This is a genomic window from Actinoplanes sp. NPDC049118 (assembly GCF_040648555.1).
In the GTDB taxonomy this organism is placed as follows: Bacteria; Actinomycetota; Actinomycetes; order Mycobacteriales; family Micromonosporaceae; genus Actinoplanes.
In genome coordinates, this window is sequence record NZ_JBEZDY010000002.1 from 165,210 (window position 1) to 187,427 (window position 22,218).

26 protein-coding genes and 2 tRNA genes are annotated in these 22,218 nt (G+C 72.1%); 18 read left to right on the forward strand and 10 right to left on the reverse strand.

The genetic code is table 11. The annotated features are described in order from the left end of the window. The first annotated feature begins 12 nt into the window (after window positions 1-12). The 4 genes from AB0B58_RS03250 (at window position 13) to AB0B58_RS03265 (ending at window position 3,161) form a co-directional block, all read left to right on the forward strand. Complete coding sequence (locus AB0B58_RS03250; protein ID WP_360216646.1) at window positions 13-864, forward strand: EamA family transporter; 852 nt, start codon at window positions 13-15, stop codon at window positions 862-864. A 50-nt stretch (window positions 865-914) separates the two neighbouring features. Further along, window positions 915-1,340, forward strand: coding sequence for an alternative ribosome rescue aminoacyl-tRNA hydrolase ArfB (gene arfB / locus AB0B58_RS03255; protein ID WP_360216649.1), 426 nt, complete (start codon window positions 915-917; stop codon window positions 1,338-1,340). 160 nt (window positions 1,341-1,500) lie between these two features. Then, entirely contained in the window at window positions 1,501-2,697 is a 1,197-nt protein-coding gene (locus AB0B58_RS03260) for a helix-turn-helix transcriptional regulator (protein WP_360216652.1), read from the forward strand. Between the two features lie 164 nt (window positions 2,698-2,861). After that, window positions 2,862-3,161 (forward strand): hypothetical protein, encoded by a 300-nt coding sequence (locus tag AB0B58_RS03265; protein WP_360216655.1) that lies wholly within the window; start codon window positions 2,862-2,864, stop codon window positions 3,159-3,161. Window positions 3,162-3,196: 35 nt separating this feature from the next. Here AB0B58_RS03265 and AB0B58_RS03270 read toward each other — a convergent pair whose 3' ends face one another. Further along, complete coding sequence (locus AB0B58_RS03270) at window positions 3,197-4,135, reverse strand: 3-methyladenine DNA glycosylase (RefSeq protein WP_360216658.1); 939 nt, start codon at window positions 4,133-4,135, stop codon at window positions 3,197-3,199. A 251-nt stretch (window positions 4,136-4,386) separates the two neighbouring features. Here AB0B58_RS03270 and AB0B58_RS03275 point away from each other — a divergent pair, with 251 nt between their 5' ends. Next, window positions 4,387-5,190: a fumarylacetoacetate hydrolase family protein gene (locus tag AB0B58_RS03275; RefSeq protein WP_360216661.1), complete on the forward strand. Its 804-nt coding sequence runs from the start codon at window positions 4,387-4,389 to the stop codon at window positions 5,188-5,190. On the opposite strand, the gene AB0B58_RS03280 is transcribed toward AB0B58_RS03275, so the two are convergent. Beyond that, complete coding sequence (locus AB0B58_RS03280; RefSeq protein WP_360216664.1) at window positions 5,145-5,942, reverse strand: TetR/AcrR family transcriptional regulator C-terminal domain-containing protein; 798 nt, start codon at window positions 5,940-5,942, stop codon at window positions 5,145-5,147. The two genes, AB0B58_RS03275 and AB0B58_RS03280, sit on opposite strands and share 46 nt — an antisense overlap. Before the next feature lie 55 nt (window positions 5,943-5,997). On the opposite strand from AB0B58_RS03280, the gene AB0B58_RS03285 reads away from it, so the two are divergent. The 4 genes from AB0B58_RS03285 (at window position 5,998) to AB0B58_RS03300 (ending at window position 7,468) form a co-directional block, all read left to right on the forward strand. Continuing rightward, complete coding sequence (locus tag AB0B58_RS03285; RefSeq protein ID WP_360216667.1) at window positions 5,998-6,798, forward strand: NAD(P)H-binding protein; 801 nt, start codon at window positions 5,998-6,000, stop codon at window positions 6,796-6,798. Between the two features lie 92 nt (window positions 6,799-6,890). Then, a tRNA-Gln gene (locus tag AB0B58_RS03290) sits at window positions 6,891-6,962 on the forward strand. A gap of 111 nt (window positions 6,963-7,073) precedes the next feature. Further along, a tRNA-Glu gene (locus tag AB0B58_RS03295) sits at window positions 7,074-7,146 on the forward strand. Window positions 7,147-7,162: 16 nt separating this feature from the next. Further along, window positions 7,163-7,468 carry a hypothetical protein gene (locus AB0B58_RS03300; RefSeq protein WP_360216670.1) on the forward strand — a complete coding sequence of 102 codons (306 nt, stop codon included), beginning with the start codon at window positions 7,163-7,165 and terminating at the stop codon, window positions 7,466-7,468. Window positions 7,469-7,498: 30 nt separating this feature from the next. Here the strand turns inward: AB0B58_RS03300 and AB0B58_RS03305 are convergent, their stop codons facing one another. Beyond that, complete coding sequence (locus AB0B58_RS03305) at window positions 7,499-8,185, reverse strand: IclR family transcriptional regulator (protein ID WP_023561932.1); 687 nt, start codon at window positions 8,183-8,185, stop codon at window positions 7,499-7,501. A 49-nt stretch (window positions 8,186-8,234) separates the two neighbouring features. Here AB0B58_RS03305 and leuC point away from each other — a divergent pair, with 49 nt between their 5' ends. From leuC to AB0B58_RS03325, 4 genes are all read left to right on the forward strand, one after another. Further along, the gene (gene leuC, locus AB0B58_RS03310; RefSeq protein WP_360216675.1) at window positions 8,235-9,680 is read left to right on the forward strand and encodes a 3-isopropylmalate dehydratase large subunit; all 1,446 of its coding nucleotides are present in this window, start codon (window positions 8,235-8,237) and stop codon (window positions 9,678-9,680) included. A 15-nt stretch (window positions 9,681-9,695) separates the two neighbouring features. Next, the gene (gene leuD / locus AB0B58_RS03315) at window positions 9,696-10,283 is read left to right on the forward strand and encodes a 3-isopropylmalate dehydratase small subunit (protein WP_360216678.1); all 588 of its coding nucleotides are present in this window, start codon (window positions 9,696-9,698) and stop codon (window positions 10,281-10,283) included. 177 nt (window positions 10,284-10,460) lie between these two features. Further along, a complete protein-coding gene (locus AB0B58_RS03320) occupies window positions 10,461-11,303 on the forward strand; it encodes an HU family DNA-binding protein (protein ID WP_360216681.1) in 843 nt (280 codons plus the stop codon). A 121-nt stretch (window positions 11,304-11,424) separates the two neighbouring features. Beyond that, complete coding sequence (locus AB0B58_RS03325) at window positions 11,425-11,883, forward strand: hypothetical protein (RefSeq protein WP_360216684.1); 459 nt, start codon at window positions 11,425-11,427, stop codon at window positions 11,881-11,883. On the opposite strand, the gene AB0B58_RS03330 is transcribed toward AB0B58_RS03325, so the two are convergent. The 4 genes from AB0B58_RS03330 to cofC are packed head-to-tail and all read right to left on the reverse strand — an operon-like array spanning window position 11,840 to window position 15,969. Beyond that, window positions 11,840-12,724 carry a bifunctional NUDIX hydrolase/histidine phosphatase family protein gene (locus AB0B58_RS03330; protein ID WP_360216687.1) on the reverse strand — a complete coding sequence of 295 codons (885 nt, stop codon included), beginning with the start codon at window positions 12,722-12,724 and terminating at the stop codon, window positions 11,840-11,842. The two genes, AB0B58_RS03325 and AB0B58_RS03330, sit on opposite strands and share 44 nt — an antisense overlap. Further along, a complete protein-coding gene (locus tag AB0B58_RS03335) occupies window positions 12,725-15,043 on the reverse strand; it encodes an RNA degradosome polyphosphate kinase (RefSeq protein ID WP_360216690.1) in 2,319 nt (772 codons plus the stop codon). Window positions 15,044-15,089: 46 nt separating this feature from the next. Then, window positions 15,090-15,287: a cold-shock protein gene (locus tag AB0B58_RS03340; protein ID WP_360216693.1), complete on the reverse strand. Its 198-nt coding sequence runs from the start codon at window positions 15,285-15,287 to the stop codon at window positions 15,090-15,092. 10 nt (window positions 15,288-15,297) lie between these two features. Beyond that, the gene (gene cofC, locus AB0B58_RS03345) at window positions 15,298-15,969 is read right to left on the reverse strand and encodes a 2-phospho-L-lactate guanylyltransferase (protein WP_360216696.1); all 672 of its coding nucleotides are present in this window, start codon (window positions 15,967-15,969) and stop codon (window positions 15,298-15,300) included. A gap of 126 nt (window positions 15,970-16,095) precedes the next feature. Here cofC and AB0B58_RS03350 point away from each other — a divergent pair, with 126 nt between their 5' ends. From AB0B58_RS03350 to AB0B58_RS03365, 4 genes are all read left to right on the forward strand, one after another. Further along, a complete protein-coding gene (locus AB0B58_RS03350; protein ID WP_360216699.1) occupies window positions 16,096-16,824 on the forward strand; it encodes a lysophospholipid acyltransferase family protein in 729 nt (242 codons plus the stop codon). A gap of 138 nt (window positions 16,825-16,962) precedes the next feature. After that, window positions 16,963-17,958 (forward strand): NAD(P)H-dependent glycerol-3-phosphate dehydrogenase, encoded by a 996-nt coding sequence (locus AB0B58_RS03355; RefSeq protein WP_360216702.1) that lies wholly within the window; start codon window positions 16,963-16,965, stop codon window positions 17,956-17,958. Then, window positions 17,955-19,058, forward strand: a complete 1,104-nt coding sequence (locus tag AB0B58_RS03360) for a cystathionine gamma-lyase (protein ID WP_360216705.1) — start codon at window positions 17,955-17,957, stop codon at window positions 19,056-19,058. The genes AB0B58_RS03355 and AB0B58_RS03360 overlap by 4 nt, the downstream gene beginning before the upstream one ends. A 5-nt stretch (window positions 19,059-19,063) precedes the next feature. Further along, window positions 19,064-19,423: a hypothetical protein gene (locus AB0B58_RS03365; protein WP_360216708.1), complete on the forward strand. Its 360-nt coding sequence runs from the start codon at window positions 19,064-19,066 to the stop codon at window positions 19,421-19,423. Between the two features lie 16 nt (window positions 19,424-19,439). On the opposite strand, the gene AB0B58_RS03370 is transcribed toward AB0B58_RS03365, so the two are convergent. Further along, complete coding sequence (locus AB0B58_RS03370) at window positions 19,440-19,949, reverse strand: hypothetical protein (protein WP_360216711.1); 510 nt, start codon at window positions 19,947-19,949, stop codon at window positions 19,440-19,442. A gap of 145 nt (window positions 19,950-20,094) precedes the next feature. Between AB0B58_RS03370 and AB0B58_RS03375 the strand changes: the two genes are divergently transcribed. Next, the gene (locus tag AB0B58_RS03375; protein ID WP_360216714.1) at window positions 20,095-21,198 is read left to right on the forward strand and encodes a D-alanine--D-alanine ligase family protein; all 1,104 of its coding nucleotides are present in this window, start codon (window positions 20,095-20,097) and stop codon (window positions 21,196-21,198) included. Here the strand turns inward: AB0B58_RS03375 and AB0B58_RS03380 are convergent. Continuing rightward, on the reverse strand, window positions 21,195-21,836 hold the full coding sequence (locus tag AB0B58_RS03380) for a DUF3515 family protein (protein ID WP_360216717.1): 642 nt from the start codon (window positions 21,834-21,836) through the stop codon (window positions 21,195-21,197). The genes AB0B58_RS03375 and AB0B58_RS03380 overlap by 4 nt on opposite strands. 1 nt (window position 21,837) lies before the next feature. Beyond that, a complete protein-coding gene (locus tag AB0B58_RS03385) occupies window positions 21,838-22,071 on the reverse strand; it encodes an Lrp/AsnC ligand binding domain-containing protein (protein ID WP_360216720.1) in 234 nt (77 codons plus the stop codon). Between the last annotated feature and the right edge of the window lie 147 nt (window positions 22,072-22,218).

Below are 22,218 nucleotides of genomic sequence, written 5' to 3' on the forward strand. Positions count from 1 at the left end.
ACCGTGTGAGTCATGCGAAACGCCGTGCTCATGGTCCTCGGCTCCTGCGCCAGCCTGCAGATCGGCGCGGCCCTGGCCGCACACCTCTTCCCGGCGACGGGCAGCGCCGGTGCGACCCTGCTGCGCCTCGCCCTTGCGGCGGCCGTGCTCCTGGTCCTGGCCCGCCCGGCGGTCCGGGCCTGGCGCCGCGACCAGTGGCGCGAGGTGCTGCTGCTGGGCGCGGCGCTGGCGGGCATGAACGGGTTCTTCTACGCGGCGATCGCCCGGATCCCGCTCGGCGTCGCGGTGACCATCGAGTTCCTCGGCCCCCTGACGCTGGCGGCCGTGCTGTCCCGCCGCGGCCGCGACTTCATCTGGGTCGCGCTTGCCGCCGCCGGCGTGTGGGCGCTCGGCTGGACCGGACCCGGCGCCCGGGGCCTCGACACCCTGGGCCTGGCATACGTGCTGATCGCGGCGGTGTTCTGGGCGCTGTACATCCTGGCCAGTACCCGGGCCGGCGCGGCCGTGCCGGGACAGGGCGGGCTGGCAGTGGCGATGACGGTCGGCGCCCTCCTGCTGGTACCCGGCGGCCTGGCCGGCGCCTCCGCGGCGCTGACGTCGCCACACGTGCTGCTGCTGGCGCTGGCGACGGGCCTGCTGGCCTCGGTGATCCCGTACACGCTCGAGATGTCGGCCCTGCGCCGGCTGCCGCAACACGTCTTCGGCATCCTGCTGAGCATGGAACCGGCGGTGGCGGCGCTGGCGGGCTGGCTCCTGCTGTCGCAGTCCATGTCGCTGCAGGCCGTTGCCGGAGTCGCCGTCGTGGTCCTGGCGAGCATCGGCTCCACCGTCTCCGCCGTCCGCCGTCCCGTCGCCGTTTCTTGATCCACAAACTGCCTGGCGGGCCCGGGCGGTCGGGTGGGATGCTGTGCGGCGTGGCGGATGACGTGCAGGTGAGCGAGCGGCTGACCATTCCGGCCGCGGAGCTCGCCTGGCGCTTCTCGCGATCCAGCGGGCCCGGCGGCCAGGGTGTCAACACCACCGACTCGCGGGTGGAGTTGTCCTGGGACCTGGCCGGGTCGGAGCTGCTGCCGGCGGCGCTGCGGGAGCGGGCGGTCGAGCGGCTCGGCGCCCGGCTCGTCAACGGGGTCCTCACCGTCACCGCCTCCGAGCACCGGTCGCAGCTGCGCAACCGGGAGGCCGCCGCCGCGCGGCTGGCCGGGATCGTGGCCGGAGCCATCGCGGCGCCGCCGCGGGCCCGGCGGGCCACCCGGCCCTCGCGGGGTGCCGTCGAGCGGCGGATCGCCGACAAGAAGCGCCGGAGCCAGACCAAGCGGAACCGGCGCGCGGACTCCGACTGACGGCGGCGTGCCGGTCGCCCCGGTGGGGAGGCCTCGTCTCCTCGTCGGGCACCCTCGAGACCGCTGCGCGACAGGCCGGTCCTGTACCGGCGTAACGCTCAGCCGATCGCGGTGGTGTGCCGCGGGTACCGTCGAGCAGAGACCCCTTTGGGAGGCGGCTGTGGCGGCTGGCGAGCACATCGGCGCTAGGGTCCGCGTCTGGCGCCGTCGGCGCGGGCTGTCACAGGCGGCGCTCGCCGGACTCGCCGGCCTGAGCCAGGGCTACCTCAGCCAGATCGAGGCCGGTCTGCGCGGAGTCGAGCGACGCAGCACACTGGTCTCCATCGCGTCCGCACTGGACGTCTCCGCGGCCGACCTTCTCGGCCAGACAGGAGACCCGGCCGACCCGCTGCGGGTCAAGGCGTCGGAAGCGGTCGCGGCGATCCGGGTCGCGCTCGTGGAGCTGGAGGCGGGCGAGATCGGGGAGCCACGATGTGGCGCGCAGGAGATGGGCCACGCGGTCGAGCGGGCGATGCGGCTGCGTCAGAACAGCGATTACCTGACGCTGGCGCCGCTGCTGCCGGCCCTGTTGCGCGACGCGGCCGGTCACCCGGGCACGGACGCGCTGACCCGCATCGCATACGAGACGTCCGTCTGCCTGCGCAACCTCGGTTACCGAGACCTTTCCTGGCCGGCCGCGAAGCTCGCCGTCAACGCCGCGCGGGAGCTGGGCGATCCGGCGTGGATCGGCGCCGCCGACTTCGTCTACGCGCTCTCGCTGCCGCTGGAGGCGGCCTCGGTCTCGCGCAGGGTCAGCGAACGAAGTCTCGTCGCACTGCAGGGTGCCGCCGGAGATCCGAACGTCCGGCAGATGCTCGGACAGCTCCACCTCTCGGCCGCGCTGTCGAGCGCGGTCGACAAGCATGCCGCGACCGCCGAGGCGCACCTCGCCGAGGCCGAGCGCGAGGCGGCGACCCTGGGCGATCCCGACGACGGTAAGGGCTTCAACCTGTCGTTCTTCGGGCCGACGAACGTCCGGCTCTGGAAGATGTCGCTCTTCACCGAGCTGGGCGACTACGGGAAGGCGATCGAGCTCGCCGGCGGGATACCCGTCGACAAGCTCTCGGTGGCGAACCGTCGCCAGAGCTACTACGTGAGCCTCGGCCGGTCGCTGGCGTACTCCGGGCGGCGTGACAAGGAGGCGCTGATCGCGCTCGCCCGCGCCGAGCGGGCGGCCCCGGCATCGTTCCGGCTCAACCCGATCACGCGTGATGTCGTCTCGACGATGGTCACCCGGGCGCGGCGCAGGGCCGTTGCCGAGGATCTGCTGGCGATGGCTCGCCGCCTGGGTATCGGACCACATTGCAGCCAGCAATGATTTGGTCGCCACTCGCGATCTAGCGTATCGGCGGAGCGCGCCGGTATCCGCTACCCGACGCCCGATCGGCACGTCCTGGAGCGAGGGGAAGCTTCGATGAGCGAGCACACGCCGCCTCGGCCGGGCCGGGACCGCAGCGCCGGCCGGACCTCGGTGCGGCGGCGATGACCCTTCCCCGGGCCGGCGAGGTGGTCTACGTGGGCATGGCGGCGAGCGTGCAGTTTGCCCAGCCGATCCTCTTCCGGGTGGTTCGCGTGCATGACTGGCCGACCTATGAGGGCTGGGTCTGGCTCGACGGCTACGAGCTCGACCCGGCCGGTGACACTGTGGAGCGCCGCTCGATCTTCGTGCAGGCATCCGGGCTGCGTTGTGCGCGAGCCCTGGATCCGCGACGCCGAAACGACCGCGCGCCCCACCGGGCCCTTCCGCATGCGGGCGACCGGACGTCGCACGGAAACACCTGACCCCGAGTTCGCCCGGCGTCGTTCTGCGTATGGGATCAGGTGTTGTGTGGTGCCACGGCGTTGCGGTTCTCGGCCGCCAGGGCCGGGCCAAGGAGCTCGTCGCAGACGCGGATGAGGCGGCGGCGCAGCGCGGCCGCGCGGCGGGCGAACTCGCGCTGCCGGGCCACGTACTCGGCCTTGCCCTCCGCGGTCTCGATCTTCACCGGTTCCTGGCCGTACGAGGACAGGTCGTAGGGGCTGGCCTGCATGTCGAGCAGGCGGATGTCGCCGGCCAGGGCGAAGCAGTCGAGCGCGAGCGCGCCGGGTACCGCCGGGCCGAGCTTGCCCGCCCACTTGTGGCAGTCCATCGCCGCGTGCAGGCAGCCCGGCTGGTCCAGGTCGACCTGGGTCGCGCGGGTCGGCTGCAGGCGATTGAGGCCCACCGCCTCCGGGGTGAAGAAGCGGAACGCGTCGAAGTGGGTGCAGCGGATCGGGTGCTGCTCGACCACCTCGTCCGTCCCGGCCTGGCCGAGGCGCAGCGGGAGCGAGTGCCGGTGCTCCGGCTGGCGGTAGACCATCGCCCACTCGTGCAGGCCGAAGCAGCCCGAGAAGGCCGGCCGCGACGCGGTCGCCGTGAGCAGGCCGTGTATGTAGCGCACGCTCTCGCCGCGGGCGTGCATGTAGGCCTCGACGTCAAGCGTGACCACGCCATCGGTGTGCGCCTTGTACCACTTCCAGGTCGAGTGCTCGGCGAGCCCGCCCGGCGCCGCGGCCAGGCCGGTGCCGACGCCGGGGTGCCAGCGGCGCAGCTGTGCCGGGCGGGTGCCGTAGTAGTCGTACAGGAAATCCTCTATGGCGTGCTTCTCGCCCTTCGCCTTGCGGGCGCGGTGGCCGGCTGTCATCTCGTCGGCGCGCTCGGTGTGGGCTCGGGCAAGCGGGATCCAGCTGACCGAGGGCAGCACGGTGGTCAGCGCGTGGGTTTCGCTGATCCGCATCGCACCAGCGTATCCAGCAAGTCCACTCCTATCGAGCCTCGGCGTGGTCTGTGGTTAGGAACGCCCGAATGAGTTCCGCCACTGTCGCGGGCGCTCCGATCCGGCGCGTGCCCGCGGAATATGTGATGTCGCCCACCCGGAGGTTGAGCCGGCGTTCCGGTTAGGCCCGGCCCGGGCTGAGAGCGGGCCGGGTGACGCGCAGCGCGTAGCCTCGAACCTGCGTGTTCATCGCTCAATGGATGGGGTTTTCCGTGCGTTTCGCTCGTTTTGTTCATGCCGGTGGCGTGTCCTTCGGAGTCGTCGAGGGTGAGGCGGGTGCCGGCGCCAAGGGCCTGACCGTCGCCGAGATCGGCAGCCTCCCGTTCGAGCAGGTGCGTTTCACCGGTCAGCGCTGGGCCCTGGCCGACGTCCGGCTACTCGCGCCGATCTTCTCCAGCAAGGTCATCGGCGTCGGCCGCAACTACGCTGAGCACGCCGCCGAGCTGGGCAACGAGGTGCCGAAGGAGCCGCTGATCTTCATCAAGCCATCCACCTCGGTGATCGGCCCGAACGACGCGATCCGGATCCCGCCGCAGTCCCGGCAGGTCGAGCACGAGGCCGAGCTGGCGGTCGTGATCGGCGCGACCGGGGCCCGCCGGGTGGACCGGGCCGGCGCGGAGAAGGCCATCTTCGGCTACACCTGCGGCAACGACGTGACCGCCCGGGACCTGCAGCGCAGCGACCCGCAGTGGACCCGGGCCAAGGGCTTCGACTCGTTCTGCCCGATCGGGCCGTGGATCGAGACCGAGCTCGACGTCAGCGACCTCGAGGTGCGCTGCGAGGTGGGCCGCAACCCGGACGAGATGGAGGTGCGCCAGCTCGGCCGCACCAAGGACATGGTCTTCGACGTGCCGACCCTGGTCTCGTACGTGTCGCACGTCATGACGCTGCTGCCCGGCGACATCATCCTGACCGGTACCCCGGCCGGGGTGAGCCGGATCGTCTCCGGCGAGACCGTCTCGGTGAGCGTTCAGGGCATCGGGGAGCTGCGCAACCCGGTCGTCTCGCTGGACTGAGGCCCGCGCTCGATCCCGTCGAGGATGAGCCGCAGGCCGTGGGCGAACGCGTCCGCGGCCTGCTGGTCCGGCCCGCGGTCGAAGCCGCCGGCGTTCCACAGCTCCGTCATGGCGGGGTACCGGTCGACGTCGAACCACTCCTCCCAGAGCCGGCCGCGCTGACCCCACCAGGCGTCGTTGGACTGGCCGCTGGCCCGGCGCAGCTGGGCGTTCTCGCCCTCCTGCCGGGCCGCGGCGGTCACGAACATGGTGATGGTCACGGCCGCCGTGTTGCGCCGCTCGACCGGCACGGCGCCGAGCGTGGAGAGCACGTATTCGCTCTCGCGGAGCATTCCCGGGCCCAGCGGCGGGCGGACCCGGGAGACCTGGGACAGCCAGGGGTGATCGCGATACATGGCGATCGTGCGGTCGGCGTACAGCTGGATCTGGTCCCGCCATGGCCCCGGCCGCTCCTCGCCCGGCCCGGGCAGCCGCCGGCCGCCCAGCACGTCGTCGACCATCAGCTCGACCAGCTCGTTTCGCGACGGCACGTAGGTGTAGAGCGTCATGGTCGCGACCCCGAGCCGCGCGGCCACCCCGGCCATCGACGCCGCCGCCAGGCCCTCCCCGTCGGCGATCGCGATCCCGGCCGCCACCACGTCGTCGACGCTGAGCCTCGGCGGCCGCCCGGTCGTGGCCCGGCGTGCCGTCCGGTGCCGCCACAGCAGGGGCAGGATCCGGTCGGGATCGGTGGTCCCGCTGAACTCCGTCATCTCGTATACCCTACGAGAAGAGTTTCCGTAGCCCATACGATAACTGGAGGACGGCATGAAGATCCTCGTTACCGGCGCTACCGGCGGCGTCGGCCGGCTCGTCGTCGACGAACTGCTCGCGCTCGGCGCGACCGACGTCCGCGCGCTCACGGTCGACCCCGCCAGGGCCGGCCTGCCGGCCGGGGTCGAGGTCGTGCGGGGCTTCCTGGGTCGGCCCGCGACCCTGCCCGCCGCCCTCGCGGGCGTCGACCGCATGTACCTGGCGCCGTTGATCGAGACCAACGCGCAGACCTGCCGGCTGGCGGCGGAGGCGGGCGTGCGGCGCATCGTCGACATGGCCGGCGCCAAGGGCGATCACTGGCAGGTGATCGAGGACGGTGTCGAGGAGTGCGGGGTGCCCTACGTCCACCTGGAGCCCGGCGAGTTCATGAACAACGCCGGGATCTGGTCGGCGCAGATCGCGGCGGGAGACGTCGTCCGCGACGGCTACGGTTCGGCCGCGAACGCGCCCATCGCGTTGGCGGACATCGCCGCCGTCGCGGCCCGCTGCCTGCTCGAGGACGGGCACGAGGGCCGGTCGTACGAGCTAACCGGTCCCGAGTCGCTGACCCGGCGGCAGCGGGTCGAGCAGATCGGGGCGGCGCTCGGCCGCGAGCTCACCTACGTCGACCTGCCGCACGAGGAGTTGGTGGCCGAGCTCACCCAGGTCATGGGCGAGTACGGGCGCTGGTACGCCGACGGTCTCGCCGAGCTCGCCCGCCACCCGCAGGCGGCGGTTCGGACTGTCGCCGAACTCACCGGACGACCGGCCACGACGTTCGCCGAGTGGGCCCGCGGCACCGACCTGTTCGGGTAGCCGCGGGTCACGGAACGCCCGGGTGACCACCCGATTTGTTCGCCACCAAGGGCTCGGGTAGAGTTCCCACTCGGTACGGCAAGCCGTACCGATGGGGTATGGGGTAATTGGCAGCCCGACTGATTCTGGTTCAGTTAGTCTAGGTTCGAGTCCTGGTACCCCAGCGCGACTGATCCGCAAGGGCGGTGGTGCTGGACTTCTGATAGAGTTCCGCACCGTTGCTCGAGCGAGAAGCGGAAGCAAAGCAAGGCAAGATCGGAAGTTCAGCGTGTTCTGGCCCCGTCGTCTAGCGGCCTAGGACGCCGCCCTCTCAAGGCGGTAGCGAGGGTTCGAATCCCTTCGGGGCTACAAACGCAAGCGGCCCGTGTCGATCGACACGGGCCGCTTTTGTGTGTTCGGCTCGACCGGCGACGGCCATCGGCGTGCGCAGCCGGCCCTCGCCCGGACCGCGGAGAGCCACCAGTCCCTCGTGGTGCGCCCCGGCGACGGCACGGTGATCGTCGCCGGGCGGAGCCACGACCACGCGGTGGGCTTCACGGGCGACGTGCTCGCCCGCCGGGCCGGCCCTAGGCCGCCGCTGCCGTTCCCGCCGGCCTGGATGGACCGGCTGCCGAGCCTCGATCCGGCGCGGGTGGTGTTCGCGCACGACGACGCCGTCCGGACCCCGTGAGTGCGATCGCCGCCGAGCCGCGGCGGATCGTCAGAGGCCGCTGAGGCGCTGTCCGGCGCGGACGACGGCCATCGCGTGGCGTTCGCCGGGGCGGCGGCCCAGCCGCTCGATCGGCCCGCTGATCGAGATCGACGCGATCACCCGGCCCGTGCGGTCGCGGATCGGCGCCGAGACGCTGGCGACACCCGGCTCGCGCTCCGCGACGCTCTGCGCCCACCCGCGCCGGCGCACCTCGGCCAGTGTCCGGCCGGTGAACTTGCAGCGCGGAAGCAGCGGCATCACGGCTTCCGGCGGCTCCCAGGCGAGTAGAATCTGTGCCGCGGACCCGGCCACCATCGGCAGCACCGAGCCCACGGGCACGGTGTCGCGGAGTCCGCTCGCGCGTTCCGCCGCGGCCACGCAGATCCGCTCGTCCGCCCGGCGCAGATACAGCTGCGCGCTCTCGCCGGTCGCGTCGCGCAGCGCCGACAGCAGCGGTTCCGCCGCCGTCAGCAGCACGTCGGGCGCCGCGTTCGCGAGCTCGCCCAGGCGCGGCCCGGGGCGCCAGCGGCCCTGGGTGTCCCGGACCAGCATCCGGTGAATCTCCAGCGCCTGGGCCAGCCGGTGTGCGGTTGCCCGCGGCAGTTTCGTCCGGTCGACCAATTCGGCAAGGCTGGCGCCGTCGACACAGGCCGCGAGGATGACCACCGCCTTGTCGAGAACGCCGACACCGCTCATACTGTGTCCCACAAGCCGAAACATACCTCCCAGAATTTAGGATGTCCAGATGGTGGGAGTCACTCCGAAGCCGAGGACCCTGGCCGAGAAGGTCTGGGACGACCATGTCGTGCGTGCTGCCGAGGGTGAGCCTGATCTGCTCTACATCGACCTGCACCTGCTGCACGAGGTGACCAGCCCGCAGGCCTTCGACGGCCTGAGGCTGGCGGGCCGCCAGGTCCGGCGCACCGATCTCACGCTCGCGACCGAGGATCACAACACCCCGACCGGGTACGCCGACCCGGCGTTCAACACCCGCCGCGGCGACCTGATGACGATCCTCGACACCGTGTCGCGTACGCAGATCGAGACCCTGCGCAAGAACTGCGCCGAGTTCGGCGTGCAGATCCGCTCGCTCGGCAACGTTGAGCAGGGCATCGTGCACGTCATCGGCCCGCAGCTCGGGCTCACCCAGCCCGGCACGACGATCGTCTGCGGCGACTCGCACACCGCCACGCACGGCGCGTTCGGCGCGCTGGCCTTCGGCATCGGCACCAGTGAGGTCGAGCACGTGCTCGCCACACAGACGCTGCCGCAGGCAAAGCCGAAGACGATGGCGGTCGTGGTCGACGGCGAGCTGCACTCCGACGCGTCGGCCAAGGACCTGATCCTCGCGCTCATCACCCAGACCGGCACCGGCGGCGGCAACGGCCACATCGTGGAGTACCGCGGCGAGGCCATCCGCAGGCTCTCCATGGAGGGCCGGATGACCATCTGCAACATGTCGATCGAGTGGGGCGCCAAGGCCGGCATGATCGCGCCGGACGAGACCACGTTCGCGTACCTGAAGGGCCGCGAGCACGCGCCGCAGGGTGCCGACTGGGACGCCGCGGTCGAGTACTGGCGCACGCTCGCCACCGACGAGGGCGCCGAGTACGACACCGTGATCCACATCGACGCGTCCACCATCCACCCGTTCGTCACCTGGGGTACCAACCCGGGACAGGGCGCGCCGCTGAACAGCGCGGTGCCGGACCCGGAGGAGTTCGTCGAGGAGTCGGAGCGCAACGCCGCCCGCCGGGCCCTGGAATACATGGGCCTCGAGGCCGGCACGCCGCTCAAGGACGTCGCCGTCGACGTGGTCTTCGTCGGTTCCTGCACCAACGGGCGCCTCGAGGACCTGCGCGCGGCCGCCGACGTGCTCCGCGGCCACCGGGTGCACGATGGCGTACGCATGATGGTCGTCCCCGGGTCCTACCAGGTCCGCGAGGCCGCCGAGGCCGAGGGCCTCGACAAGGTCTTCACCGAGGCGGGCGCCGAGTGGCGGTTCGCCGGCTGCTCCATGTGCCTGGGCATGAACCCGGACACGCTCAGCCCCGGCCAGCGCGCCGCGTCGACGTCCAACCGCAACTTCGAGGGCCGGCAGGGCCGCGGTGGGCGTACCCATCTGGTCTCGCCGCAGGTCGCTGCCGCCACCGCCGTGGTCGGCCGGCTGGCCGCCCCGGCAGACCTCTGAGCAGGAGCAGCAACCATGGAGAAGTTCACCACCCACACCGGCACGGTCATGCCGCTGCGGCGTTCCGATGTGGATACCGACCAGATCATCCCGGCCGTGTACCTGAAGCGGGTCACCCGCACCGGCTTCGAGGACGGGCTGTTCAGCGCCTGGCGTGACGACCCCGCCTTCGTGCTCAACAAGCCCGCCCACGCGGGCGCGACGATCCTGGTCGCCGGCCCCAACTTCGGCACGGGCTCCTCGCGCCAGCACGCCGTCTGGGCCCTGCGGGACTGGGGTTTCAAGGCCGTCATCGCGCCCCGCTTCGGCGACATCTTCCGGGGCAACGCCCTCAAGGAGGGGCTGCTGCCGGTGCAGCTCGACCAGAAGGCCGTCGAGGCGCTCTGGGATATGGCGGACAGCGAACCGGACAAGCAGATCACCGTGGACCTCGCCGAGCGCCAGGTGCGCGTGGACGACGCCGTCTGGACCTTCCCGATCGACGATTTCAGTCGCTGGCGCCTCATGGAGGGCCTCGACGACATCGGGCTGACGCTGCGCCACGAGGAGCGGATTACCTCGTACGAGAAGGGTCGCCCGGCTTACAAGCCCACGGTCGTCTGACCCCGAATTCCCTTGTCCTCACAGGCGCTTTCGCCCCCACCGGGTCCTCGGTGGGGGCGAAATCGTTGCGACACAACGTTTTTTTTTGACCAGATGTTTGTGTCTGCTGGTCAGAGGGCATACGGTGCGCGCAGAATGGCTCGCATTGGGCCAGTTCTCACGTTCGGGAGGAAACCAGTGAACAAGGCAGAGCTCGTCGAGGCGCTCGCCGCCCGACTGGGGGACCGGAAGACGGCGACAGCAGCGCTGGATGCGGTGATCAGCGAGGTGCAGAACGCCGTAACCAAGGGCGATCGCGTTGCCATTACCGGTTTCGGAGTCTTCGAAAAGCGGGCGCGCAATGCGCGTACCGCGCGCAATCCGCGCACCGGTGAACCGGTGAAGGTGAAGAAGACGTCCGTCCCCGCATTCAAGCCCGGAACCGGCTTCCGGGAGATGGTCGCGAGTGGCAAGGTGGCAAAGGCCACCGCCCCGAAGAAGACGACGGGGGCAGTGAAGTCCACTGCCGCCAAGGCCACCGCGGCCCGGTCGACCGCCACCAAGACGGCGGCGGCGAAGAAGACCACGGCCACGAAGGCCGCGCCGGCCCGGACCGCCACCAAGACGGCGGCGGCGAAGAAGACCACGGCCACGAAGGCCGCGCCGGCCCGGACCGCCACCAAGACGGCGGCGGCGAAGAAGACCACGGCCACCAAGGCCGCGCCGGCCCGGACCGCCACCAAGACGGCGGCCACCAAGACCGCCACCAAGGCGGCGGCGAAGAAGACCACGGCCACGAAGGCCGCGCCGGCCCGGACCGCCACCAAGACGGCGGCCGCCAAGACCGCCACCAAGGCGGCCACGGCCAAGGTCACGCCGGCGAAGAAGACGGCAACCAAGTCGACCGCTGCCAAGTCGACTGCCACCAAGGCGGCGCCGGCCAAGAAGGCGACCGCCCGCAAGACCACGGCGGCTACCAGTGCCACCCCGGCCAGCCGGGCCACCACCGCGCGTACCTCCGCGGCACGCAAGACCCGCTGATCACGACGGGCCGCGAGGCCCGCTCAGTTCGGCGCTGAGACACGAAGGGCGTCCACCCGTACGGTGGACGCCCTTCGGGTGTTCCGGCGCCGTAGCGGCCGCTGAGCCTACGGTCCGCTTCATGGACCGTAGATCCGCCGAACCTCGTGGCCTCGTCGGCAGGTCGCTGATCGCAGCGGCCGTCTTCGCCGGTGCCGTCGTGCCCGGTTGGACATTCGGCGACCTGACCGAGCGCTGGACCGGGCAGGGGCTGCTGGACTGGGCCGTCACCTGTGCCTGGTCGGGACTCGCCGTCCTCGTGCTCGGGCCGTACGGCTCCTACCGGCGTCGCGACGCGGCGCTCGGTCTCGTCCCGCTCTACGGCTGGTACCTCGCCAGCGTGCTGTCGTGGCGGGTCGCGTTGCTGCCGTTACGGGACTGGGAGCCGCGCGACGACGAGTTCTGGCGGGCCCGCTGGCTCACCGGCGATCTGGTCGGCTACTGGCGGGCGGACCAGCTGCCGCCGCCCCCTCGCCGGCCGGCGAGCCCGGTGCGGCCTAGATCCGGCTCAACGCCAGGAGGCGGTCGCCGGACCACGTGAGGACCCAGCCAGAGCCCTTGCGCGTCCGGTAGGGCCCGGGGTCGTCGGCGCCGTCCAACCGCGCCAGCAACCCCGGAATCACCTTGCCCTGGCTGCTCACGGCCGCCCGGTCGCCGTCGCGAAGCTCCGCCAGCCGGGCCGCCGCCGCCCGCACCGTTGCCGGCACCTCGTCCACGTCGGCCGGCTCCGCGAACGCCGGATCCGTCTCGATGTGCAGGCCCAGCCGCGCCGCCAGCGGCTCGAGGGTCTGCCGGCAGCGCAACGGGCCGGCCGAGACGAGCCGCCGCGGGCCGATCAGCGAGACCACCAGGCCCAGCGTCTCCGCCTCGGCCCGGCCCCGCTCGTCGATCGGCCGCAGATCGTCCTCGCCCGCGAACTCGCCGCGTTTTCCCGCGTGCCCGTGCCGGACCAGCGCCGTCACGGCGGTCACCGGCGGCAGCCCGGCGACCTGCTCCACGAGGCGCCGGTCGTCGGGATAGCTCAGCCTCGCGACGGCGTCGGCCGGCGAGAGGAAGACCACGGTGTCGACCTCGGTCGGGTCCGCCGGGGCCGCGGCCGGGCCGTCCAGGGCGCGCATCAGCCAGAATTCGACCGTCTTGGCCGCGCCGTTCGGCATCGTGTACGCGACCTCCGGCAGCCGCAGCTGGGGCTCGCCGTGCACGCCGGTCTCCTCCAGCACCTCGCGTACCGCCGCGGCGAGCGGGTGCTCCGCGTCGTCGAGTTTGCCCTTGGGCAGGCTCCAGTCGCGCAGGTACGGCCGGTGCACGACGCAGACCTCGATGGAGTCCCCGGCGGGCCGCCACAGGACGCCGCCGGCGGCCCGGACGGGCTCGGGCGCCAATCAGACCGCCTTGCCGATGATCCGGCGCAACAGCGCCTCCTGCAGGTGGACGTGCGGGTCCGACGGTGTCGACGCGCGACGGTGCCAGGTGCCGTCGCCCGCCAGGTCCCAGCCCTCGCCGTCGTCGCGCATCGACAACTCCAGCACGCTGCGCAGGTCGTTCTGGGCGGACGGCAGGCTCACCCGGACCAGCGCCTCGACCCGGCGGTCCAGGTTGCGGTGCATGAGGTCTGCGGAGCCGATCCAGTATTCCGCGTCGTCGCCCGCGCCGAAGCGGAACACCCGCGAGTGCTCCAGGAACCGGCCGACGATCGAGCGGACCCGGATGTTGTCCGACAGGCCCGGCACGCCGGGGCGCAGCGCGCACATGCCGCGGATGATCAGGTCGACCTTCACGCCATCCTGAGAGGCGCGGTAGAGCGCGTCGCAGGTCTCCTCGTCGACGAGCGAGTTCACCTTGAACTGCACCAGCGCCTCGCCGCCGGCGCGGGCGATCCGGGCCTGCTCCTCGATCCGCTCGATCAGCCCGGCCCGGACTCCGTGCGGCGCCACCAGCAGGCGCCGGAAGGCGGTCTGCCGGCTGTACCCGGTAAGCACGTTGAACAGATCGGTGACGTCCGCGCCCACCTCGGGATCGGCGGTGAGCATGCCGAAGTCCTCGTAGAGCCGCGCCGTCTTCGGGTGGTAGTTGCCGGTACCGATGTGGCAGTAGCGGCGGATCTGGTTGCCCTCCTGGCGCACCACCAGGGAGGTCTTGCAGTGTGTCTTGAGGCCCACCAGGCCGTAGACCACGTGGCAGCCGGCCCGTTCCAGGGTGCGTGCCCAGGCGATGTTCGCGACCTCGTCGAAGCGCGCCTTCACCTCGACCAGCACGACGACCTGCTTGCCGGCGGCGGCGGCGTCGACGAGCGCGTCGACGATCGGGGAGTCGCCGCTGGTGCGGTAGAGGGTCTGCTTGATGGCCAGCACGTTCGGATCCGCGGCGGCCTGCTCGATGAAGCGCTGCACGCTTGTGGAGAACGAGTGGTACGGGTGGTGCACGAGGATGTCGCACTCGCGCAGCCGGTTGAAGACGCTGCGCGGCACCTCGCCGTCGGCGAGCTGCGGGTGGGTGGCCGGCACGAACGGACGGTCCTTGAGGTCGTCGCGGTCGCACTCGCCGAAGACCTGCCACAGCGCCGACAGGTCCAGCAGTCCGGGCACCCGCAGCACGTCCTGGCTGTCCATCTCGAGCTCGCGGGAGAGCAGGTCGAGGACGTGGTCGCTGATCGAGGCGGCCACCTCGAGGCGCACCGGCGGCCCGAAGCGGCGCTGGGCGAGCTCGCGCTCGAGGGCCTGCAGCAGGTCCTCGTCGCGGTCCTCGTCGACCTCGAGCTCGGCGTTGCGGGTCACCCGGAACAGGTGCCACTCCAGGATCTGCATCCCGGAGAAGAGCTGATCCAGGTGCGCGGCGATGAGCTCCTCGACGGGCAGGAAACGCACGCCGCGGCTGTCGTTCTGCACCGTCACGAAGCGGTGCACGTTGTCCGGCACCTTGATCCGGGCGAACAGCTCGGCGCTGCTGCCGGCCGGATCGCGCAGCGCGACGGCCAGGTTCAGCGAGCGGCTCGAGATGTAGGGGAACGGGTGCGCCGGGTCGACGGCCAGCGGGGTCAGCACCGGGAAGACCTGCTCGCGGAAGAACGTGCGCAGCCGCTCCCGCTCGGGTGCGTCCAGCTCGCCCCAGCTGACCAGCTCGATGCCCTCGGCGGACAGCTTCGGCCGGACCTCCTCGCCGAAGCAGGCGGCGTGCCGGGTGACCAGATCCGCGGCCCGCTCGGTGATCATCGCGAGCTGGTGGCGCAGCGACGAGCGGTCGCCGCCACGCATCGGCAGGCCGGCCTTCAGCCGGCGCTTGAGGCCCGCGACCCGGACCATGTAGAACTCGTCGAGGTTGCTGGCGAAGATCGCCAGGAACTTCGCGCGCTCCAGCAGCGCGGTCTCCGGATCCTCGGCGAGGGCCAGCACCCGGGCGTTGAAGTCGAGCCAGGACAGCTCCCGGTTGAGGAACCGGTCGTCCGGCAGCTCGGGCAGTTGCACGTCGGCGAGGTCGTCCGAGCCGTAGGTGACGGCGCTCTCGGCGGGGGTGGCGGGGGTGGCGGTGGGGCTGGTCACGGCGGGCTCCGGCGGCTCGATGGCGGTCGGCTCGGTTGCGCTCTGGTCGCTGACCGTCCCCGTCCCGGCGGCCTGTTCGCCGCGGGGGAGGAACCGCCCGTTCGGGCCGCGGCGGCGAGCCGCAGGGGGCACGGTCGTGTCGGGTGTCCGGGGCGGGGTGGTCATGGCCCCCATCATCGCCCGTCCATGGTGAACAGGAAACGAACAAGCCTCATCTGATTCCGGGAAGTTCGACCTTGTGCACACTCCCGTCCGGCCCGGCCTCGATGGAGACACGCTGCCCGAGGCGCAACAGGCGCAGCCCGGAGGCCCGGAACGCCTCGGCGGGAAACGGCAGCTCACTCCCGTCGTCGAGGAGCAGCGTCCCGGTGTGGGTCTGTGGATCGAAGGTCGCGACCGTGCCCTGCATGCGGGCAACGCTACCGGTGCGGGCCCGCCGGCACACCGCATGCGCCGCAGTCGGCGATGAGTCCGAGATCACGCAGCAGCGCGCAGGTGTGCTCGCCGGCGCCGAGCGCGAGCACCGTGCGCAGATCGTCGGCGGTGTCCACGTCCTGGCGCAGCCCCGGCCAGGACCCGGACAGCGCCCGGGCGTGCGACGCGGCGTGCGACTCCGCCGAGCCGACCCCGAACCGCGGCTCGAGCGGGACGCCGGCGTCCGCGGTGAGCAGGACCGTGCCCGTGCCGGCCGCGTCGGCGACGAAGCTGCGGCCCGCCCCGGCCGCGGCCAGCGCCTCGCCGAGCTCGTCCGCCCGGAGCGCGGGCAGGTCGCCGGTGAGCACGGCGCGCCGCCGGGACAGCCCGGCGACCAGGTCGGCGCCGAACCTCAGGGCGGCGTTCAGCCCCGCGCCGGGACGGTCGGGCACCGCCCGCGCGCCGAGCGCCGCCACCGCGGCGGTGGCGGCGGGGTCGTCCGTGACCACCAGCACCTCGGCCACCAGCGCGCAGGATGTGACGGCGGCGACAGTGTCGCGGACCATCGCCAGCGCCAGGTCCTCGTGCCGGGCGTCGAGCACGGCGCCGCGCAGCCGGCTCTTGGCCGCGCTGAGACGCTTGACGGGAATGACCGCCGTCCAGTCCGCTCCTGACACGGCGTCAATCCTGCCACCGGCCCGGTGCCGGGACCCGCCCTGGCTACGGCGACCGGGAGCAGGCATGATTCGTCGCAGGGTGGGGACGGCGGCGCGGGGCACGCCGCGGGTGAGCAGGGAGGCACCATGGCGCGGCGCAGGCTTGGATTCTGGCAGCGACTCGCCGTGCTGCTCCTGTTACCCGGGATGCAGGCCTGGACGAAGCGCACCTGGCGCGGCATGGAGAACCTCCCGGCCCGCGGCGGATTCATCATCACGCCGAACCACATGTCGCAGTTCGACCCGCTGCTGGTCGCGCACTTCGTCTACGCGTCGGGGCGCTGGCCCCGGTTTCTCGCCAAGGCGAGCATCTGGAAGGTGCCGTTCGTCGGCTTCATGCTCCGCAAGACCCTGCAGATCCCGGTCGAACGCGGCAGTGTAGAGGCGGTGAAGTCCCTCGACTCTCTCATCGAAGCCCTGCACGAGGGCGGCGTGGTGGTGATCTACCCGGAGGGCACCACGACCCGCGAGCCCGATCTGTGGCCGATGCGGGGCAAGACCGGCGCGGCCCGGCTGGCGCTGGTCACCGGGGCGCCGGTGGTGCCGATGGCGACCTGGGGTGCGCAGCAGGTGCACGACGTGCGGACGAAGAAGATCTCGCTGGGCCGCCGCGTGCCGGTGAGCGTGTCCGTCGGCAAGCCCGTCGACCTCAGCCGCTGGCACGGCCAGGCGCCCAGCCGTGCCGTGCTGGAGCAGATGACCGAGGCGATCCAGCTGGACACCCGCGACCTGCTCGCCGAGCTGCGCAACGAGACTCCGCCCCCGCTCTACCAGGTCTCCAGCCGGACCCAGGGCCCGACGGGGCCCATGGCATGAGCGAGCTTGCGAGCGAATCATCGGCTCAGTCTCGAACTCATGTCATCGCCGGAGCGCCAGCGGAGGCGATGGCATGAGCGAGCTTTCGGGACGGGGACGGGGACAGAGGCACGGGGCGATGCGAAAGGAAGGCGCAGCATGACGCGCGCTGCGATGCTCGGTGCCGGTGCCTGGGGCACGGCGGTCGCCAAGATTCTGGCCGACGCGGGTTCGGACGTGGCCCTATGGGCCCGCCGCGAGTCGGTGGCCGCCGCCATCCGCGCGGACGGGGTCAACGAGACCGCGCTGCCGGGCGTCAAGCTGCCCGACCGGGTCAGCGCCACCAGCGACCTGGCGGCCGCGCTCGACGGCGCCGAGCTGGTGTTCCTCGCCGTGCCGTCGCAGACGTTGCGCGGCAACCTCGCCGACTGGGCCGTGCACCTGCCCGCCGACTCGACCCTGATCTCGCTGATGAAGGGCATCGAGCTCGGCACCACCAAGCGGATGAGCCAGGTCATCGTCGAGACGGCCGGCGTCGACCCGGCCCGGGTGGTGGTGGTCTCCGGGCCGAACCTGGCGCCCGAGATCGCCGCCGAACAGCCCGCGGCGACCGTGGTGGCGAGCACCGACGAGTCCCGCGCCCAGCAGGTGCAGCAGGCCATCGCGCTGCCCTACATCCGGCCGTACACCAGCGACGACGTCATCGGCTGCGAGCTGGGCGGCGCGGTCAAGAACGTCATCGCGCTCGCGTACGGGATGGCCTCCGCGATGGGGATGGGTGACAACACCAAGGCCTCGCTGATCACCCGCGGGCTGGCCGAGACCGCCCGGCTCGGCGTGGCGCTCGGCGCCGACCCGATGACCTTCGCCGGCCTGGCCGGCCTCGGCGACCTGGTCGCCACCTGCTCGTCGCCGCTGTCGCGCAACCGCACCTTCGGCGAGCATCTCGGCCGGGGCGAGTCCCTGGAGCAGGCGCAGCGCGCCGCCCGGCAGACCGCCGAGGGCGTCAAGAGCTGCCTGGCGATCCGCGACCTGGCCCGCGCGCACGGCGTCGAGATGCCGATCACCGAGCAGGTGGAGCGGGTCTGCCACGAGGGCGTCGACCCGCGGGTCGCCGTGAAGCTGCTGATGGGTCGGGAGATGAAGCCGGAGTGACCTTCGACGGGGACGGCACGCGGGTCGTGCACGCGGGCCTGCCGGATCCGGTACCGGGTGAGCCATTCCTGCCCGGGCCGGTGTTCGCGGCGCCGTACCACCTCGACCCGGTCAACGGGCCGGGCGTCAACGGCTACGGGCGGCCGGACAACCCCACCCGGCGCGCGCTCGAGGCGGCGATCGGCGAGCTCGAGGGCGGCGCCGTGCTGGCGTTCGCGAGCGGGCAGGCGGCCATCACCGCGATGCTGCTCTCCACCGTGCGCAGCGGCGACACCGTGGCGCTGCCGTCGGACGGCTACTACGCCGTGCGCGCGTTCGCCGAGGGCACGCTGCGCGACCTGGGCGTCAAGACCGTGCTGGTGCCGACGGCCGGCCCGTACCCGTCCTTCTCCGGGGTGCGGCTGGTGCTGCTGGAGACGCCGGCCAACCCCGGCCTGGACGTCTGTGACATCCGCGCGGTGTCGGCGGCCGCGCACGCCGCCGGGGCGCTGGTCGCCGTCGACAACACCACGCCGACGCCGCTCGGGCAGCGCCCGCTGGAGCTCGGCGCCGACCTGGTTGTCGCGTCGGGGACCAAGGCGCTGACCGGGCACTCCGACGTGCTGCTCGGCTACGTGGCCACCAACGACGACGAGCTGCTGGCCAAGGTCACCACCTGGCGCGCGCAGACCGGCGGCATCCCCGGCGCGTTCGACTCCTGGCTGGCACACCGCTCGCTGGCCACGCTGGACCTGCGGCTGGCCCGGCAGAGCGCCAACGCGGTGGTGCTGGCCGAGCTGCTGGCCGGGCGCCCGGACGTGCGGCACGTGCGTTTCCCGGGGCTGCCGGCCGATCCGTCGTACGCGGTGGCCGCGGCGCAGATGCGCCGCATTCCCGGCATCATCGGGTTCGACCTGGGCAGCGCCGAGCGGGTGGCCCGGTTCCTGACCGCCTCCGAACTCGTCTTCGCGGCGACCTCGTTCGGCGGCCTGCACACCACCGCCGACCGGCGCGCGCAGTGGGGCGAGGACACGGCGCCGGGCTTCGTCCGGCTCTCCTGCGGCATCGAGGACGCGGCGGACCTGGTCGCCGACCTGACGGCCGCGCTCGACGCGGCCTGATCGCCATGACCTGGAGCGGTTTCAGCGCGGACGAGGTGGCGGCGCTGGCGCAGGGCGAGAGCTTCCTCGCCGCCCCCGGCGAGCGTGACTGCCCCGCCTGCGGCCGTCGCGGCGTGCGGGCGTACGTGAACGCCGCGGAGAACGCCCGCCGCCCCACGCTGATCAGCTACGTCTGGTGCACCGCCTGCCGCCGATTCGTCGGCACCCGGGCACGGCACCCGGAGGGTCTGATCTTCTCCGATCCGCTCGCCGTGCTCTCCGCGGCCGAGCGCCGCGAGCTGGAGCGCAGCCTGGTCGGCTTCCTCGCGCACCTCGACGGGCTCTGGGAGTCCGGCGCGCTGCCGCAGACGTTCACCGCCGGCTGATCCCCGGCGGCGCGGGTCAGCCGCCGTGGTGCAGCGCGAACGCGTAAAGCCAGTCGCGCTGTACCTCGGTGTCCGGCACCGGCAGGCCGCGCGCCTGCGCCACCAGCTCCAGCGCCCGCTCCGGCCCGACGCCGAGCATCACCAGGGTCGCGCAGGCCAGCAGCGTCGAGCGGCCGATGCCGGCGAAGCACTGCGTCACCACGAACCGCCCGGCGCGGACGTGCGCGGCCAGCCGTACGCCCAGGGCGACCACGTCCGTGTCGGCCATGTCGCCGGCCCGCGGTATGCCCCGGTCGGCGATCGGGAACGACAGGAACTCGATCCCGGCGGCGTACGCGGCCCCGGCCACCTCGGTGAGGCCGAGCCGGCGGTCCTCCTCCCAGGTCAGCGCCGAGACGAAGACGTCGACCCCGGCCGCGGCCAGCCCGGTCATCTCGCCCGCGAGCCAGTCGCCCCCGCGCGGGTGCGCCATCGTCGCCAGCCGCCCCGGGCCGGGCCAGGCGATCACGTGCAGTGCTGGTCTCATCGACTCCCCGTCCCACATTTGCCGAGCCAGCGCCCGCGTCATCGGAATATTGTCTACGCAGAGTAGGGTCACCCCCGGCGTGCCCGCCGTCCCCGGCAACCGGGCGCAGGCAGCCTAGCGATGTCCGGCAACGAGAGGCCATGTCATGACGACCCCTCGCAAAACCCGTGTGGCGATCGTGTTCGGCGGGCGCAGCACCGAGCACGCCATCTCCTGCGTGAGCGCCGGCAGCATCCTCGGCGCCCTCGATCCGGACCAGTACGAGGCCGTGCCGGTCGGCATCACCCGCGCGGGCGCCTGGGTTCTGTCCAGCGGCGACCCGGCGGCTTTCGCCATCACCGACCGCAAGCTGCCGGAGATCACCGCCGAGTCCGGTAGGGCCGTGGTGCTGCCCGCCGACCCCACCTCCGCCGGCCTGATGGTCCTCGACCCGAGCGACGGGGTGGCCGTGCTCGCGGGCGTCGACGTCGTCTTCCCGGCCCTGCACGGAGCCTACGGCGAGGACGGCACCATCCAAGGCATGCTCGAGATGGCCGGCATCCCGTACGTGGGCGCGAACGTGTTCGCCTCGGCGGCGGGCATGGACAAGGAGTTCACCAAGAAGCTCGCCGTCGCGGAGGGCATCCCGGTCGGCCCGTACGCGGTCCTGCGGGCCGGCTCCTCGCTCTCGGAGGCCGACAAGGAGCGCCTGGGCCTGCCGGTCTTCGTCAAGCCGTCACGGGCCGGCTCGTCGCACGGCATCAGCAAAGTCACCGACTGGGCGGACCTGGACGCGGCGGTCGCCAAGGCCCGGCAGATCGACCCGAAGGTGCTGGTCGAGGCCGGTATCGTCGGCCGCGAGATCGAGTGCGGCGTGCTCGAGGGCGAGGCCGGCGGGGCGCCCGAGGCGTCGCTGCTGGCCGAGATCCTGGTGAACACCGAGGGCGACGACTTCTACGACTTCGACGCGAAGTACCTGGGCGACGGGACGCCGTACCAGATTCCCGCGGGCCTCCGGCCCGAGGTCGCACGCCGGGTGCAGGAGTACGCCGCCCGCACCTTCACCGCGCTGGACTGCGCCGGCCTGGCCCGCGTCGACTTCTTCGTGACCGCGGAGAACGAGATCTACCTCAACGAGATCAACACGATGCCGGGCTTCACGCCGACCTCGATGTTCCCGCTGATGTGGGCGGCCACCGGCCTGGAGTACCCCAAGGTCGTCGACCGGCTGATCCGCACCGCGCTACGCCGCGGCACCGGCCTGCACTAGACGCAGCCCGCCGGCAGGCCGCCGGTGATCGACCTGTCGGTCTTCACCACGACGTCGGAGAACTCGTTGGCCCACTGCGCGGCCTGTGCGTACTGCTTCGGGACGGTGACGCGCACCGGGACCTCGCGGTCCATGGTCGTGAACGTGGTCGCGGCGCTCTGCTCGTCGGCGTACCAGCAGACCCTGTTCATGGTCATGAGCTCGGCGTCCAGCGGCACGCAGCCCGAGCCGGTCTGGGCGAGCGTCTCGCACATGACCGGCCGGGCGACCCCGCAGGCCAGGGTCAGCGCGGGCTCGCCGAAGGCCGCGTTCTGCTCCGGGCCGGCGCTGACCTTGCGGGCCGCCAGGTCGCGGACCTTGGCCGGCAGCTGCGAGGTCACCGCGAGGCAGACCTGCGCGGCCCGGGCCGCGAGCTTCGGCGCGGCCATCGGCACCGGATCCGCCGGTACGACCGCGGGCTGCGTCGCGGGCGGCGCGGGTGCCGCGGTGTCCGCACCGGGAACCATCTTCGAGAAGACCAGCAGACCCGTCAGCACGGCGACCGGCACGGCGATCGCCGCCGCCCACAGCGCGGCGCTGCGCGCCGTCCGGTCCACGGCCGGCGGCTGGGGCTCGGGGCGGGTCTCCACGTTGACCATGTCAGAGGTTTACCACGGAGCACGTCACGGTCCGGGTGATGCCCGGTACGTACTGGATCTTGCTCACAATCATCTTGCCGAGCTCGTCGACCGAGTGTGCCTCCGCCAGTACCACGACGTCGTAGGGCCCGGTGACCGCGTCGACGCGTACCACTCCATTGATTTTGTCGATCGCGGCGGCCACGTCACGGGCCTTTCCGACCTCCGTTTGGATGAGGATGTATGCCTGGACCACGATCAGACTCCTATCCGCCAACGCTGGCGACTCGAACGTGAAACTACAGTACGGAGCCGGTCGGAAGCGCATTGCCGCGCGCACCGGGGCCGGCCGGGCGGCTTCGCCGTACCGCAAGGTGGAAGACTCCTGAGGTCGAGAGGAACG

Bases quoted from the DNA above. Each gene is read 5' to 3' on its own strand.
- AB0B58_RS03250 (WP_360216646.1), top strand. From the start codon at position 13: ATGCGAAACGCCGTGCTCATGGTCCTCGGCTCCTGCGCCAGCCTGCAG.
- AB0B58_RS03265 (WP_360216655.1), top strand. From the start codon at position 2,862: ATGACCCTTCCCCGGGCCGGCGAGGTGGTCTACGTGGGCATGGCGGCG.
- AB0B58_RS03270 (WP_360216658.1), bottom strand. From the start codon at position 4,135: ATGCGGATCAGCGAAACCCACGCGCTGACCACCGTGCTGCCCTCGGTC.
- AB0B58_RS03280 (WP_360216664.1), bottom strand. From the start codon at position 5,942: ATGACGGAGTTCAGCGGGACCACCGATCCCGACCGGATCCTGCCCCTG.
- AB0B58_RS03285 (WP_360216667.1), top strand. From the start codon at position 5,998: ATGAAGATCCTCGTTACCGGCGCTACCGGCGGCGTCGGCCGGCTCGTC.
- AB0B58_RS03305 (WP_023561932.1), bottom strand. From the start codon at position 8,185: ATGAGCGGTGTCGGCGTTCTCGACAAGGCGGTGGTCATCCTCGCGGCC.
- leuC (WP_360216675.1), top strand. From the start codon at position 8,235: ATGGTGGGAGTCACTCCGAAGCCGAGGACCCTGGCCGAGAAGGTCTGG.
- leuD (WP_360216678.1), top strand. From the start codon at position 9,696: ATGGAGAAGTTCACCACCCACACCGGCACGGTCATGCCGCTGCGGCGT.
- AB0B58_RS03325 (WP_360216684.1), top strand. From the start codon at position 11,425: ATGGACCGTAGATCCGCCGAACCTCGTGGCCTCGTCGGCAGGTCGCTG.
- AB0B58_RS03335 (WP_360216690.1), bottom strand. From the start codon at position 15,043: ATGACCACCCCGCCCCGGACACCCGACACGACCGTGCCCCCTGCGGCT.
- AB0B58_RS03340 (WP_360216693.1), bottom strand. From the start codon at position 15,287: ATGCAGGGCACGGTCGCGACCTTCGATCCACAGACCCACACCGGGACG.
- AB0B58_RS03350 (WP_360216699.1), top strand. From the start codon at position 16,096: ATGGCGCGGCGCAGGCTTGGATTCTGGCAGCGACTCGCCGTGCTGCTC.
- AB0B58_RS03355 (WP_360216702.1), top strand. From the start codon at position 16,963: ATGACGCGCGCTGCGATGCTCGGTGCCGGTGCCTGGGGCACGGCGGTC.
- AB0B58_RS03365 (WP_360216708.1), top strand. From the start codon at position 19,064: ATGACCTGGAGCGGTTTCAGCGCGGACGAGGTGGCGGCGCTGGCGCAG.
- AB0B58_RS03370 (WP_360216711.1), bottom strand. From the start codon at position 19,949: ATGAGACCAGCACTGCACGTGATCGCCTGGCCCGGCCCGGGGCGGCTG.
- AB0B58_RS03375 (WP_360216714.1), top strand. From the start codon at position 20,095: ATGACGACCCCTCGCAAAACCCGTGTGGCGATCGTGTTCGGCGGGCGC.
- AB0B58_RS03380 (WP_360216717.1), bottom strand. From the start codon at position 21,836: ATGGTCAACGTGGAGACCCGCCCCGAGCCCCAGCCGCCGGCCGTGGAC.